The organism is Xanthobacter aminoxidans, from assembly GCF_023571765.1.
GTDB lineage: Bacteria > Pseudomonadota > Alphaproteobacteria > Rhizobiales > Xanthobacteraceae > Xanthobacter > Xanthobacter aminoxidans.
In genome coordinates this window covers 234,623-248,695 of record NZ_JAMJXC010000007.1, presented here as the reverse complement: position 1 = coordinate 248,695, position 14,073 = coordinate 234,623, and the positions used below count along the sequence as shown (strand labels likewise).

9 protein-coding genes and 1 tRNA gene are annotated in these 14,073 nt (G+C 66.9%); 3 read left to right on the top strand and 7 right to left on the bottom strand.

The window, feature by feature from the left end:
- Positions 1-105: 105 nt before the first annotated feature.
- The 3 genes from EJ105_RS13595 to EJ105_RS13585 all read right to left on the bottom strand — a co-directional run bounded on the left by EJ105_RS13595 (position 106) and on the right by EJ105_RS13585 (position 4,742).
- Positions 106-2,766, bottom strand: a complete 2,661-nt coding sequence (locus EJ105_RS13595) for a class I SAM-dependent DNA methyltransferase (RefSeq protein ID WP_250166733.1) — start codon at positions 2,764-2,766, stop codon at positions 106-108.
- Positions 2,767-2,961: 195 nt separating this feature from the next.
- Positions 2,962-4,437, bottom strand: coding sequence for a site-specific integrase (locus EJ105_RS13590; RefSeq protein WP_250166732.1), 1,476 nt, complete (start codon positions 4,435-4,437; stop codon positions 2,962-2,964).
- Positions 4,438-4,667: 230 nt separating this feature from the next.
- Positions 4,668-4,742 (bottom strand) — tRNA-Thr (locus EJ105_RS13585).
- Between the two features lie 231 nt (positions 4,743-4,973).
- Here EJ105_RS13585 and EJ105_RS13580 point away from each other — a divergent pair.
- Genes EJ105_RS13580 through EJ105_RS13570 form a run of 3 tightly spaced genes read left to right on the top strand, consistent with a single transcriptional unit; the run spans position 4,974 to position 7,891 of the window.
- A complete protein-coding gene (locus EJ105_RS13580) occupies positions 4,974-6,152 on the top strand; it encodes an ABC transporter ATP-binding protein (RefSeq protein WP_394042118.1) in 1,179 nt (392 codons plus the stop codon).
- Between the two features lie 9 nt (positions 6,153-6,161).
- Positions 6,162-7,079 carry an ABC transporter permease subunit gene (locus EJ105_RS13575; RefSeq protein WP_024279774.1) on the top strand — a complete coding sequence of 306 codons (918 nt, stop codon included), beginning with the start codon at positions 6,162-6,164 and terminating at the stop codon, positions 7,077-7,079.
- Complete coding sequence (locus EJ105_RS13570; protein WP_024279773.1) at positions 7,076-7,891, top strand: ABC transporter permease; 816 nt, start codon at positions 7,076-7,078, stop codon at positions 7,889-7,891. Before EJ105_RS13575 ends, EJ105_RS13570 begins: the two co-directional genes overlap by 4 nt.
- 47 nt (positions 7,892-7,938) lie before the next feature.
- Here the strand turns inward: EJ105_RS13570 and EJ105_RS27835 are convergent, their stop codons facing one another.
- The 4 genes from EJ105_RS27835 to EJ105_RS13555 form a co-directional block, all read right to left on the bottom strand.
- Complete coding sequence (locus EJ105_RS27835) at positions 7,939-8,073, bottom strand: hypothetical protein (RefSeq protein WP_284145435.1); 135 nt, start codon at positions 8,071-8,073, stop codon at positions 7,939-7,941.
- Positions 8,074-8,167: 94 nt separating this feature from the next.
- On the bottom strand, positions 8,168-10,234 hold the full coding sequence (locus EJ105_RS13565; protein WP_250166731.1) for a hypothetical protein: 2,067 nt from the start codon (positions 10,232-10,234) through the stop codon (positions 8,168-8,170).
- Between the two features lie 16 nt (positions 10,235-10,250).
- Entirely contained in the window at positions 10,251-13,082 is a 2,832-nt protein-coding gene (locus tag EJ105_RS13560; RefSeq protein WP_250166730.1) for a DUF4159 domain-containing protein, read from the bottom strand.
- The gene (locus EJ105_RS13555) at positions 13,082-14,047 is read right to left on the bottom strand and encodes a DUF58 domain-containing protein (protein ID WP_024279770.1); all 966 of its coding nucleotides are present in this window, start codon (positions 14,045-14,047) and stop codon (positions 13,082-13,084) included. Before EJ105_RS13555 ends, EJ105_RS13560 begins: the two co-directional genes overlap by 1 nt.
- Positions 14,048-14,073: the final 26 nt, after the last annotated feature.

Genomic DNA, 14,073 nt, shown 5'->3' with positions numbered 1-14,073 from the left:
CGATTACATCGAGATGTTCTACAACCCCACCCGCAAACACGCACGCAACGGGATGCTGTCGCCCATCGAGTTCGAACGGCAGCACAAAGCGACCCCCGAAGGCGTCTAGAAAACTAGGGGCGGTTCAAGGGTCCGCTTCTTCAGCTCCTTCTCCGCCTCAGGGCTCACGGGCTCTACGCGGTCAGGATAGCCGGCCACAACCTCCGGCTCCCGGCGCACGAGGTCGGCGGGATTGAGCCAGTTCTCCCTCAGCTCATTGAGCCGGGCCGCCGCCTTGGCGATGGCGATTGCGCGGGGGTCGTCCGCATAGGCGGCGGCAGGGATGTTGGGCGCAAGGCCTTCGGGGAAGGGAAAGGTCTCGAAAGTTTTTGTGTGCACATACTCTGGATCATTGCCGACGCCATGCTTTGCTCCGTAACGTAGCGCCCACATGGTGTGGTGACGTGACTGCAATATGCCAAATGTACAATCGCTGTCGCTGGCAATTATTACGAGCCGAGTATCGGGAACGATATTGCGTTGCAAGAAGCGGAATGCCCGAAATTTACCAACTCTCGGCGTTGCAATGTATCTGTGCATATTCGACTTCGCTTTCGCGAGTGCGGGCCGCGACCGCTGTAGAAGCCACCATGTCTCTCGCGAACGAGGCTCGCCAGCCCTTAGCGGTTTTTCTCCCTCACGTTCGCGTTTGGTATTTTCGGCCTCCCAAGCGCTCAACAGATATTCATACGGCTCTTCGTAGAGCGATGCCTCAGTTTCTGTCATGTCGTCCGGGAACACGATAATCCAAGTGTCTGAAATGGCTGCGATCAAGTCGTCGGCATTCCTCCACGGGAACAAAATGTCGGAATTGGGCCGTCCGTTAGGGTTTCCGGATGAAGAAATCCACTTCCTCGCGATCTCTCCTGAAATCTCGAATGGGCCACCGCTGATGGTTCCTTGAAACCCTGTTCCAATATTCTCAGACAGCCTATATGGCTCAATAATTTGCTCGGTCGCAAACAAATCTGAGGCAATACGCACAACCTGTCTGCCGTCGAGGTGCGCTGGCCCCTCTTTGGTGCGATCGAAGCAAACCAAAGAAACGCGTACCGCAGCCCCGTCAATTGCCCAGCGCTGGTCCGACCACGCATCGAAAATTCGTCCAGAATTGACGATTTTATCCAGGGTCTTGCGACTTGCACCTCTGCGAATTGCTTGTGTCCCAACAAACCCAGCAGTTTCGACGCTACCACATGATATGAGTTCGTGGGCTTTATAGAACCAGTATATAACCAAATCAGAGCTTGGAGGGACATCATTGGCATAAGCGCTCCTTAGAGCGGCAACATAATCCTCCTTAAGGACACGGTTCAGCTTCGCCCGCCCCAAAAAAGGAGGATTGCCCACGATGACGTTAGCCTCTGGCCACTCCGCTCGCGTCCCATCCTCGTTCAGCAACGCATCCCGGCGCTCGATGTTCTCCAGCGGCTTCAGCACCGGGTTCTGCGCGGCCTCGAAGCCGTTCTTAAGCATCCACTGGATTTCACCGATCCATACCGAGACCCGCGCCAGCTCGGCCGCATAGGGGTTGATCTCGATGCCACGCACCACCTCTGGCCCGATGGCTGGGAAGCGGCGCGGGAGGCCGAGGGCTTCCGCCTCCACCTGGGCACGGTGCTCCAGATCCTTCAGTGCTCGCAATGCCAGATACAGGAAATTGCCAGAGCCGCATGCAGGGTCGAGCACCCGAAAGTCGGCAAGGCGCTTCAGATAGCGGTCCAGCACCGCCTGGGCGGAATTGAGCGCCGTGGTGGCCTGCCCCTTGGCTGTGGAGCCGGCCTTGCCACGCTGGGTCTTTGCGGTAGCGTCGAGGGCTGCTGCCTTCTCCATCAGTGCAGCAATCTCCGCCTTCGCCTCCGCCCATTCGGCTGCGAGGGGAGCGATGATGACCGGCTCAATGATCATCATGATCTTGTCGCGGTCGGTGTAATGCGCCCCGAGTTGGCTGCGCTTGTCCGGGTCCAGTCCGCGCTCGAAGAGGGTGCCGAGGATGGATGGGTCGATATCTCCCCAAAAGCGCTGCGCAGCCTCGTGCACGAGGCGGATTTCGGCCGGCGTCAGGGGGAACACGCGGTCGCTGTCGAACAGGCCGCCGTTGAACCACGCCACCGTCTCGAAACCGATAGTCCCGCCCTTGCTCATGGCGCGGAATAGCTTGCGGGCAAAATCTTCGAACTTGCTTGGGTTCAGGAGGGCCTGATCCAGCATTCGGGAGAACATTCCGTCTTTCAGCAACTTCACGTCTTCCGCGAACATGCAGAAGACGAGGCGGTTAATGAAGTGCGCGACCTCCTCCGGCTCGTCGTATCGCGCCCGGAGCGAGCGGGCGAGTTCCGCGAACTTGCCGGCCACTTCCTCGGTGAGCTGCTGGCGGGTCTTGGTAGGCCGCAGCGCCTCCGGGTCCGCAAAGGCGGCCTTTAGCCACTGACGCTTCTCCGCATCCTCCAGCTCGGCAATGGGGATGTCGTAGATTTTGGAGACCGAATTGGTCCAGTTGGTGTGGATGCGGATGGTGGTTCCGATGTCCGACACGATGAGCAGCGGCGGATTGTCGAGGGCCACCGCATAGCGCTGGAGCTGGAGCAAGGCCGCATCCAGATTGGCGCGGGTGCCCTTGTATTCCCAGCCGAAATGGCCGCGCTTGAACACGTCGGCGAAGCCGTGGCCGCCGCCGGTCTTGGTGGCGCCCACCTCGAAGCCGTAATCGAGGCCGCCGGCATCCACCTCAGCCGGCGTCTTCTCGCCAAGCAGCCGGCACAGATCGAGGAAATGCTATTGCGCCGCCGCCCGCTCCTTCAGCTTCGAGTTCTGCCACTTCGTGATGAACTCGTGCGGCGTCATGGTGCGGACCGTCCCCAACTCGGCGTGTTGTCCCGTTCTAGCGCAATCGTGGATGGACGCCAGCGTGACCCGCCACCTTCATTGGACCCCGAACGCCGGCAGCTTCGCCACCTCCCGCAGCAACGCCGCTGCCGACGCCTCGCCATAGCTCTGCCCTGTGTCGCGCCTGGTGTGGCCTACGATGAAATACCGAGCCTCTTCCGCCACCCCATGCTCGCGGCACAGCGTCATGAACAAGTGTCGCCAGCCGTGGTTCGGCTGCACGTTCGGGTCGTTCACACCAATGTCGCGCACCCAACCGGCGAGGCGCCCCGCCACCGTCTTTGCGGGATGGGCCTTGGTCGGGTCCTTCCGGCGGGTGGGGGCCTCCTTGTAGAACAGCGGCCCATCCCCGCGCTCCTTCACGAACTGCGGGAGCCCCTGCCGGATCAGGTCGGGATGGATGGGGACCGTCCTTGGCTTGTCCGTCTTCACGGCGCCGGCCTCCGGCGAGATGCGGAAGACCCACACCCCCTGGACCTCCTGAAAGTCCTGCCCCCGGAGTTGGGTGATCTCGGCGACGCGGGCGCCGGAGTAGGCGCAGAGCCAAGGCACCCATCGTCGCGCCGCCAGCATCTCGAAGGCGTTCCTGCCGGGCGCATTGTGGGCACGGAGCGCCGCCTTCAAGATGGTGGTGGCTTCCTCGGAGGTGAAGGAGCGTTCCCGTGTGCGCGGTGGGGCCTTCCCGCTCGACCGGATACCCTGCGCCGGATTGCCGGCAATCTTGCGGTTCGCCTTGCCCCAGTTGAGGACGGTGCCCAGGGGCGTGAGGTACTTGGCATTGATGGTCTTGGCGGCAAGGCGCCCTTCGGCGACGAGGGCATCCTTCCAGGCGACCACGTCCTCAGGGGTGATCGCTTCGGCGTCGTCGTGCTTCACGAACGCCACGAACGCCTTCACCACCCGAAGGTGCTCTTCCAGCGTCTTCGCCCGCGGTTGACGCTCTCGGCCCCACGCCTTGGCGAGGCCGGTCAGTGTCGCGCCTGCGCCTGTGGCCGATGCGGGCACCTGAAGGGCATCGCCCGTTGCAGGGGAGGGGAGGGCCCCGACTGAGGGGAAGCGCTCGGCAACAGTGTCCGGCCCATAGTCGCCGCGTGCTCGTCGCAACAGCGTTCCGGCGGCATCGCGAATAGCGTCCCGCATGGCGACCATGAGGGCGTCTCGGCTGTCATCGTCCACCGTGAGGGCGTGGGCTGCGAGCACTTCGTCTGCAAACGGTCCCATCTCTGAGCGCAGCTTCGCGGGATCGTCGAGGGCGTCCGAAACCGACTGCCGCAACTTCTCGAACACAAAGGGCTTGCCGGGATCGTCTTCAAGGTGGGCGACGAAGCCGCGATACCACACCCCCGCCAATGCCACGACCTGCTTGTGGGTGAGGCGCACCGGCCCGCTCCGCAGCCCTGCGAAGAGGCGCTGGAGGTGGTCCTCGGCGATGCCGGAGCGGGCGGTGGCAACACGTGGGTCGCGGGTGTGGAGGGAAAACTTGACCTCCGACACGCCAAGGGTGGCGACCACGGTGCACTCGGGTTCGTGCCCGTGGGCTGGGAATGGAATGCGGACCTCTCGTCCTGTGACTTTACCGCGTAGGTCGGCGGGGATGCGCTTGCGGAAAGCAGGAACGGAGGTGTGTGGCAGGCGGACCGGGCGTGACATGCGAAGGGCCATCGTGGACCAGCTCTGTGTACCAGGGGAGCTGTCCGAAGTCCTTCTATCTCAAAGAAGCTTGGCCGATCAACGCCATAGGATGGTGCTGCGAGAGAGGATTGAACTCTCGACCTCTCCCTTACCAAGGGAGTGCTCTACCACTGAGCTACCGCAGCGTGCCGGCGGCCGCACCAGGAGGGGACCGCGGAGACGGGTGTGCCGTCGTCAGGAGCGCTCCTCTAGTACATGCGGCGCTGCGGTGCAAGGGGCTCGGCGCCGATGGCAGTGGATGACATGCCGGGCTGACACGGTTGGGCGCTCGGCAGGCTACGGGCGCTGAAAAAATGCGCCTGCTTGCGGCTTGAGCGTTTCCTTCTGCGCAGCTAGCCTCCAGCTACGAGGCCTGGATGGGGGAAGTCATGGCAGCGGACAAGGCGCGCAAGGAAACCATCGGCGCCGTCCGGCGCACGTTTGCCCCATGGAAGGATCCAACCCAGACGCCGCTCATCCGCTTCGAGAATGTCGTCAAGCGGTTCGGCGATTTCACTGCGGTCAACAATGTCAGCCTCGACATCTATGAGCGGGAGTTCTTCGCTCTGCTCGGCCCTTCGGGCTGCGGCAAGACCACCCTCATGCGGATGCTCGCCGGCTTCGAGGAACCGACCTCCGGCCGCCTGACGCTCGCGGGTGAAGATCTCGCGGGGGTGCCGCCTTACCGGCGGCCGGTGAACATGATGTTCCAGTCCTACGCGCTGTTCCCGCACATGAACGTGGCGGACAACATCGCCTTCGGCCTGAAGCAGGACAAGATGCCGAAGGCCGACATCGACGCCCGCGTTACCGAGATGCTGGAACTGGTGAAGCTTGAGCAGTTCGCCAAACGCAAGCCGCACCAGCTTTCCGGCGGCCAGCGCCAGCGCGTCGCGCTCGCCCGTTCGCTCGCCAAGCGCCCCAAGGTGCTGCTGCTGGACGAGCCGCTCGGCGCTCTCGACAAGAAGCTGCGCGAGGAGACCCAGTTCGAGCTGATGGACCTGCAGATGTCCCTCGGCATGACCTTTCTGATCGTGACCCACGACCAGGAAGAGGCCATGACCGTGGCCGATCGCATCGCGGTGATGAATCACGGCGTGCTGGTGCAGGTGGCCCCCCCGGCGGAAATCTATGAGCAGCCGGCCACGCGCTACATCGCCGACTTCATCGGCGAGGTGAACCTGATCGAATCGACCGTGACCGCCTGCGAGGGCGAGACCACACGCCTCACCTCGGAGGTGACGCCGTCGCCGCTGACCGTGGCGCATCCCTGCGAGGCCGGGCCCGGCGGCAAGGCCTGCATCGCCATTCGGCCGGAGAAGCTGCGCATTTCGCTCGATCCGCCGCCTGAGGGGACGGAGAACGTCTTCGCCGGGGAAATCTGGGACATCGGCTATCTGGGCGATCTCTCCATCTATCACGTGGAGCTCGCCTGCGGTCAGCGCCTCAAGGTGTCCCAGCCGAACCTGTCGCGCCGGGTGGCGCGGCCCATTTCCTGGGAGGACAAGGTGTGGGTCACGTTTGATCCCGACGCCGGCGTCCTTCTGACCCGTTAGGAGGCAGTCATGGCCATGGCGGGAGAAAAGGGACGGGGCCGCTGGTTCGTGATCGCGGTTCCCTATCTGTGGCTTCTGGCGCTGTTTCTGGCGCCCTTCCTCATCGTCTTCAAGATCTCGCTGTCGCAGGACGTGGTGGCCCAGCCGCCCTATGCGCCGCAACTCGATCTCTCCAACGGCCTTTCGGGCCTGACCGACTTCCTGTCGCAGCTCTCCCTGGCCAATTACGGCTACGTGCTGGATTTTTCGAACGAATTCCTCGCCGCCTACGGCTCCAGCCTGATCATCGCGTCCATCTCGACGATCCTGCTGCTGCTGGTTGGATATCCCATCGCCTACGCCATGGCGCGGGCGCCGCGCTCCATTCAGCCGACGCTGCTGATGCTGGTGATCCTGCCCTTCTGGACCTCGTTCCTCATCCGCGTCTACGCCTGGATCGGCATCCTCTCGCCGGAGGGTCTGCTCAATCAGGGGCTGATGGCGCTTGGGGTTATCGACACACCGCTGGAGATCCTGAATACCAATCTCGCGGTCTATATCGGCATCGTCTATTCCTACCTGCCGTTCATGGTGCTGCCGCTTTATTCGGCGCTGGAGAAGCTCGACCTCACGCTTCTCGAAGCCGCGGCCGATCTCGGCTGCCCGCCCGTGAAGGCCTTCTGGAAGATCACCTTCCCACTCTCGCTCCCCGGCGTCGCCGCGGGAGCTCTGCTGTGCTTCATCCCGGCGGTGGGCGAGTTCGTGATCCCCGATCTGCTCGGCGGCTCCGACACGCTGATGATCGGCAAGTCGCTCTGGACCGAGTTCACCGTGAACCGCTCCTGGACGGTCTCTTCGGCGGTGGCGGTGCTGCTGCTGCTCGTGCTGGTGATCCCCATCGTGATCTACCAGAACATCCAGCAGCGCGAACTGGAGGCAGGCAAATGAGAAAAGGCCTCACCTGGTTCAACGTCACGTCCATCGTGCTGGGCTTCGCCTTCCTCTACATCCCGATCATTCTGTTGGTGATCTACTCTTTCAACGCGTCAAGACTTGTCACCGTATGGGCCGGTTTTTCCACCCAATGGTACTGGTCTTTGCTGGAGAACGAGCAGCTCATCGATGCTGCCTGGGTGACGTTGCGCATCGCCTTCTTCTCCTCGCTGGCGGCCACCGTGCTCGGCACCATGGCGGCGTTGGCGCTCACCCGCTATGGGCGATTCGGCGGGCGCACGCTGTTTTCTGGCATGATCTACGCGCCCCTCGTCATGCCCGAGGTCATCACCGGCCTGTCGCTGCTGCTGCTGTTCGTGGCGGTGAATTTCGACCGCGGCTTCTGGACCGTGCTGCTCGCCCACATCACCTTCACCATGTGCTTCGTGGCCGTGGTGGTGCAGTCGCGCCTCGTCACCTTCGATCGCACGCTGGAGGAGGCGGCGCTGGATCTCGGCTGCCCGCCGTTCCAGACCTTCTTCAAGATCACCCTGCCGCTCATCCTGCCGGCGGTGGTGTCCGGCTTCATGCTGGCCTTCACCCTGTCGCTGGATGATCTGGTGATTGCGAGCTTCACCACCGGACCCGGCGCCACCACGCTGCCCATGCGCATCTATTCGCAGGTGCGCCTCGGCGTGACGCCGGAGATCAACGCGGTCTGCACCATCCTCATCGCCATCGTGACGGTGGTGGTCATCATTGCCTCCATCGTCACCAAGCGGGCCGAGAGCCAGCGTGAGGCCGAGGAGCGGGCGGCGCTGCAATAGGGGGCATCGCGAGGGCGCGCAGCGCGCCCATTCCCGGTGCTGTCCCTTCAGACGGAGGCAAAGGCGCTGAAAGCGGTCACGATCTGGACCATGAGCAGCAGGCCGCCAGCCAGCATCGCTCCGCCCATCAGCAGCGCGATCCCACGGTTGCGGTCGGCGGATACGGAGGCGGCGGACGCCATGCAACATGCTCCCGGTGTGCGAGTTTCCGGGAGCGTGGCAGCAAATCGTTAACCATAACCTTAAGTTTCGGCATCCCGCGCCCGGAGGGCCGCCTCAGCGGCCCTCGCGCACCCAGGCGGCGGTGATGACGCCGAGCAGCAGGAGCAGGCCTGAGAGACCCGCGAACATCGGGAACAGGCCGATGCCGCGCACCACCGAGACGTCCCGCGTCTTCAGCCCCATCCAGTCCTCGCCGGCCAGCCGGTCCGAGGCGGAGACCTGCACGAGGCGCGGCACCTGGCCGTTGAGATCGGCGAGCCGCCACACGCCGCCGCCCGTGGCCGCCGCGATGGGGGCGAGCACGTCGCGGGTGCTCGTTACCTCGGCGAATTCCTTGGGGTTCAGGGGGCCGATATTGGCGAGGGCGTTCAGCGTGCCGTTCTGTGCCCGCCACAGGCCCAGTTCGTCCGCCGGCGTCTTGGCCTGCCACAGGCCGGGCTCGACCTGGGCGAGGGTGAGGGTGCGCAGCGCGCCCGAGGGCGTGGTGACGGTGGCGGGCGGCACCTGGTCCGCCATGGTCTGGCGCTCCACCACCAGATCGCGGCCGGAGACGGTGAGCTTGAGGCGCTCCTCCTCCAGGTCCGGCTCCTTCATCAGCCAGTGGGAGAGACGGCGGAGCAGGTCGATGTGCGGGCCGCCGCCCTCGTAGCCGCGCGCCCACAGCCAGATGTGGTCGGAGAGGAGGAGTGCGACGCGGCCCTCGCCCACCCGGTCCACCAGCAGCACCGGCTTGTCGCCGGGCGCGGACATGAGGCTGGTGCCGGAGCGCGCCTGCGCGTCGATCACGCGGAAGAAGCGGCTCCAGTGGGGCGGGTCACTCTCCGATCCTGGCAGGTTGCGGGTGACAGGATGGCGCTTGCCGGGGTCCGTGAGCTTGGCGTGGTAGGGGGCGTCAGTGGCCTCGCCGCGCGGTATGCCGGGAAGGATTTCCTCCAGCGGCGTGTTGTAGAGCGAGCCAGTGTCGAGGAAGTCCGTGCCCGCGGCCACCAGCACGGCGCCGCCGGCGCGCACGTAGCGCACGATGTTGTCGAAATAGATCTGCGGCAGCACGCCCTGCTGGGCATAACGGTCGAAGATGATGAGGTCGAAATCCTTGATCTTGGTCTGGAACAGCTCGCGGGTCGGGAAGGCGATCAGCGAGAGTTCGTTGATGGGCGTGCCGTCCTGCTTCTCCGGCGGGCGCAGGATGGTGAAGTGGACGAGGTCCACATTGGCATCGCTCTTCAACAGGTTGCGCCAGGTGCGCTCGCCCACGTTCGGCTCGCCGGAGACGAGCAGCACGCGCAGCTTATCGCGCACGCCATCGATGGCGACGGCGGTGCGGTTGTTCACCCGCGTCAGCTCGCCCTCGAGCGGGGGCACCTCGAACTCGACGATGTTGGGGCCGGCGTGGGTGATGTCCACATCGATGCTGGCGCTGCGGCCGGTGGTGACGGTGGGGCGGCCGATCACCTCGCCGTCGCGGCGGATGGTGACGGGCACGCGGGCGCCGGCCGGCGCGCCTTCGTCCGTCACCTTGAAGGTGATGGTCTGCTTCTGGCCGACGATGCCGAAGCGCGGCGTCTTCTCCAGCGCCACGCGGCGGTCCCGCTCGCCGGCGCGGCCGGTGATGAGGGCGTGGACGGGGGCGGAAAAGCCCAGCGCGCCGGCATTCTCCGGCGTGTCGTGGACCCGCCCATCGGTGATCATGATGGCACCGGCCACCCGCTCCGGCGGCACGTCGGCAAGGCCGGCCGAGAGGGCCGAGAACAGGCGCGTACCGTCCACCGAGCCGTCGCCCGCATCGGCCTCGATGGTCCGCACCTCGACGCCGGAGAGCTTGCCCAGGCGCTCGGCGAGCTGGGCGCGGGCGGCTTCGGTCTGCTGGGTGCGTTCGCCGAAGGATTGGGACTGGCTCTTGTCCACCACCACCGCCACAACGGAGGACAGCGGCTCGCGCTCCTCACGGGTGAAGGAGGGGTTGGCGAGGGCGAGCAGGCCCACCGCCAGCGCCAGCGCCCGGAACACCGAGCCGCGCGTGCGGGAATAGACCAGCAGCCCCGCCAGCACAGCGGCCGCGATCGCCACCGCGATCAGGGCCGGCAGCGGCAGGAAGGGGGAGAAGGTGAGGCCGTAGCTCATCGGATGGATGTCTTCCTCACTGCCCCAGCCGTTCCAGAAGCGCCGGCACGTGCACCTGGTCCGCCTTGTAGTTGCCGGTCAGCACGTACATCACCATGTTGGCGCCGGCTCGGAAGGCGATCTCGCGCTGGCGCGGCTCGCCGGGGGTGAGCGGCAGCATGGGTTCGCCCGAGCGCGAGACGGCCCAGGCGCCGGCAAGGTCGTTGGAGGTGATGATGACGGGGGACACGCCGTCGCCGGCGCGGGCGGGGCGGTCGGCATCGTCGCGGGCGGCGGGGAGCGCCTCCACCCAGGTGGTGCCGCCGGTGAAGCGGCCGGGGAAATCCTTCAGCAGATAGAAGGCCTTCGTGAGCACGTGGTCGCGCGGCACCGGCTCCAGCTCGGGAATGTCGAGGCGGGAGAGGATCTCCTTCAGCCGCGCCTGCGCCGGGGTGAGCGGCGCGCCTGGCCCGCCGGGGGATTCGATCGCGTCGCGCGTGTCGAAGATCACCGTGCCGCCCTGCTTCATGTAGGCGTCGATGCGCGCCAGCACCGGCTGCGCCGGGACCGGCGTGTTGGCGAGGATGGGCCAATAGAGGACGGGGAAGAAGGCGAGTTCATCCTTCCCGATGTCCACCCCCATGGCCTCGCCGGCCTGCAGCGCCGTGCGCTGGGCGAGGAAGGTGGCGAGGCCGTCGAGGCCGGCGCGGGAGATGTCGTCCACCTCGCTGTCGCCCGTCACCACATAGGCGAAGCGGGTCTGCGTGGTGGCCTTCAGCGCGAAGCTGTCGTCGGCCCGGGCAGGTCCGGGCAGGAAGGCGCCTCCGGCGGCGCCCAGCATCACGGCGGCGAGCAGGATGGCGGCGGCCCCTGGGCGCGGCCGCGTTCCGCCCATGCGGGAGAGCCCGCCGGCGAGGAACAGAACCGCCAGAGCGTCGAGCAGCAGCAGCAGCATGGCGCCGATGAGGATCGGCCCGCGCATGTCGCGCGGCGCGCTCTCCTGCAACGGCTCCGTGCGTCCGCCCAGCGCCGCGAGGTCGAGGGCCTTGGGCCGGTCGGCGGGGAGCAGCGTGTTGACCGCCACGAGGCCGTCCGGCGGGCCGTAGAAGCCGGGCGGATGATCGGCGGTGGAACGGCCGCGATAGTCGGCGGGCAAAGCGCGGGCGGTGGGGCCGGCGGGGCGGAAGGCGCCGAAGCCGTCGAGAACGCGGGCGGGGGGCAGCGCCGCCACATCCGGCCGGCCGGCGGGATGAATGGCAGTGTCCGCCGGCGCCGTCTCGGGCGGGGGCGGGGCATCGGACAGGGCAACCACGTGGCGCAGCATCTCAACGAATGTGCCGGAAAGGGGGAGGTTCGACCAGGATGTGTCGCCGGTGACATGGAACAGCACCAGCGCGCCCTTGCCCCGACGGGTGCCGGTGACGAGGGGTGTGCCGTCGGCGAGCGTCGCCCAGGTGCGGTCGCCCAGCGTGCCGTCCGGCTCGGCGAGCACCTGCCGGTTCACTGTCACGTCGTCGGCAGGCTTGATGTCGCGGAAGGGGCCTTCCGGCGTCAGGGAGCCGAGCTTCTGCGGCGTTTCCCACGAGAGGGAGCCGCCGAGCACACGGCCGCCGCGGCGCAGGCGCACCGGCAGGAGATCGTCCTGCGCATTGGCGAGGCGCGGCCCGGCGAAGCGGATCAGCACGCCGCCGTCTTCCACGAACTTGGCGAGGCGGTTGCGGGTGGCAGGCGGGATGGTGCCCACATCCGTCAGCGCCAGCACGGGCAGGCGCTGGTCGAGGAAGCGGTTGATGTTCTCGGTGGCCGATCCCGTCTCCGCCACGCGCAGGTCGGCGAACGGGCCGAGGGCGCGGGAGAGGTAATAGGTCGGCGCCAGCAGGGGCTGTCCGGTGTCGGTGGAGGTGCCGGAGACGACGCCCACGGAGCGCCGCCGCCAGCGCTTGTCGAGAAGCTGCACGGCGCCGGCCGAGTGTTCGCCGGCAATCTCCAGCCGCGCCACCTCGTTGCGCAATTCCACCGGCAGGTCGAAGCGGGCATCCACCTCGCTCGCGCCCTCTGGCAGGGTGAAGGGGGCTTCGGCGAGCACGAGGCCGCGCATGTCGCGGGCCGTCACCCGGCCGGAGCGCGGGGCGCCGGAGGTCGGCCGCAGTACCTTCACCGTGAGCGCTTCCGCGGCATTCTCGGCGCCAGCAAGGGCGAGCGGCGCGGCGACGCCGCCGCCCACCACCAGCAGGCGTGCGCCGGTGCCGAGATCGGCGAAGGCGCGGGCGGTGTCGGGATCGGCACCAAGGTCCACGCCATCGGAAATGTAGACGATGCCGGCGCTGGGCTCCGTGCCGAGGAGGCGCCCGGCCAGCGCCAGCGCGTCCCTGCGGGCGGGCGCATAGGGCACCGGCTCCAGCGAGCGCAGGTGGTCACGCGCGGCTGCGGGAGTGGAGAGGGTCGCCTCGCGCGGCACGTCGCCGGTGGGAATGAGGGCGACGCCGCGCCCGTTGGTCTCCGCCTCGTCGATGAGGGCGGCCGCAGCGCTGCGGCGGGCCTCCCAGCTCGCGGCGGCGGGCCAGCCCTGGTCTATGACGATGAGAAGCGGCCCCGAGCCGGTCGGCGCCGTCGCGGGCGGGTTCCAGATGGGGCCGGCGGCGGCGAGGATGACGAGGGCCGCCAGCAGCATCCGCAGCGCGGTGAGCCACCACGGCGTACGCGCCGCGCTCTCCTCCTTGGGCGTGATGCCCAGGAGCAGGCGCAGCGGGGGAAAGCTAACCTCGCGCGGCTTCGGCGGCACTACGCGCAGCAGGAACCACAGCAGCGGCAGCGCCAGGAAGGCGGTGAGCAGCAGCGGCGCGGAAAAGGCGAGGGGAAGACCGAACATCAGGCCGGTCCTCCAGAGACGAAGGCATGGCCGCCGTCCTTCGGGAAGGCGGACGGGCCGCCCCCCACACTCATGCGCTGGTGCAGGGCGAGCAGCATTTCGCTCGCCGGCCGGTCGGTGCGGTGGATGGCGAAGCTCCAGCCGAGCCGTTCCGCGGCGGCACGGAGACGGGCGCGGTGGTCCGCCAGCTTCACGTCATAGTCGGCCTTCCAGCTCTCGGCCCGGCCGACAGTGAGGCGGTCGCCGCCCTCCGGTTCGCGGAATTCGATGCGGCCGGAGAAGGGAAACGTCTCCTCCGCCGGGTCCACGATCTGCACCAGATGGCCGTGGGCGCCCGAGGCGGCCAGCATGTGAAGCCGGGCCGAGACCTCTTCGGCCGGGCTCCAGAAATCGCTCAGCAGAACGATCTCGGAGAGCGGCGAGGGGCCGAACTCAGGCGGCAGGCTCGCCGGCAGGCGCGGCGCCAGCACCACCGCCTCGGCCATCCGCTCGACGATGCGGCGGTTGGCGGAGGGGCGCATCAATTCGGGAATGCCCACGCGCTCGCCGCCCTTCACCAGAAGCTCCGCGAGGGCGAAAGCCACTACAAGCGCCCGCTCGCGCTTCGGCGGCTGCCCGCGGGAGGCATAGTCCATGGACGCCGAGAGATCGGGCCAGATCCACACCGTGTGGCTCGCCTCCCACTCGCGCTCGCGGACATAAAGATGATCGTCGCGGGCGGAGCGGCGCCAGTCCACGCGATTGGCCGGCTCGCCGTCCACGAAACGGCGGTATTGCCAGAAATTCTCACCCGTGCCCGAGCGCCGACGCCCGTGCAGGCCGTGCTGCACGCTCATGGCGATGCGGCGCGCCTCCAGGACGAGGCGCGGCATGGCTGCCGCAAGGTCTGCGGCGGCGAGGGCGGACGTCTCAACGGCGTGACGCTGCGCGTCCTCGGGCGCGCCTTTTTGTGGGGCGTTGGCCATGGGAGCGGCCATGGGCGCGGGCCGGT

What these genes read in the sequence shown, in the direction of transcription:
- EJ105_RS13580 (WP_394042118.1), top strand. Translation starts at nt 4,974, where the DNA reads ATGGGGGAAGTCATGGCAGCGGACAAGGCGCGCAAGGAAACCATCGGC.
- EJ105_RS13575 (WP_024279774.1), top strand. Translation starts at nt 6,162, where the DNA reads ATGGCCATGGCGGGAGAAAAGGGACGGGGCCGCTGGTTCGTGATCGCG.
- EJ105_RS13570 (WP_024279773.1), top strand. Translation starts at nt 7,076, where the DNA reads ATGAGAAAAGGCCTCACCTGGTTCAACGTCACGTCCATCGTGCTGGGC.
- EJ105_RS27835 (WP_284145435.1), bottom strand. Translation starts at nt 8,073, where the DNA reads ATGGCGTCCGCCGCCTCCGTATCCGCCGACCGCAACCGTGGGATCGCG.
- EJ105_RS13565 (WP_250166731.1), bottom strand. Translation starts at nt 10,234, where the DNA reads ATGAGCTACGGCCTCACCTTCTCCCCCTTCCTGCCGCTGCCGGCCCTG.
- EJ105_RS13560 (WP_250166730.1), bottom strand. Translation starts at nt 13,082, where the DNA reads ATGTTCGGTCTTCCCCTCGCCTTTTCCGCGCCGCTGCTGCTCACCGCC.
- EJ105_RS13555 (WP_024279770.1), bottom strand. Translation starts at nt 14,047, where the DNA reads ATGGCCAACGCCCCACAAAAAGGCGCGCCCGAGGACGCGCAGCGTCAC.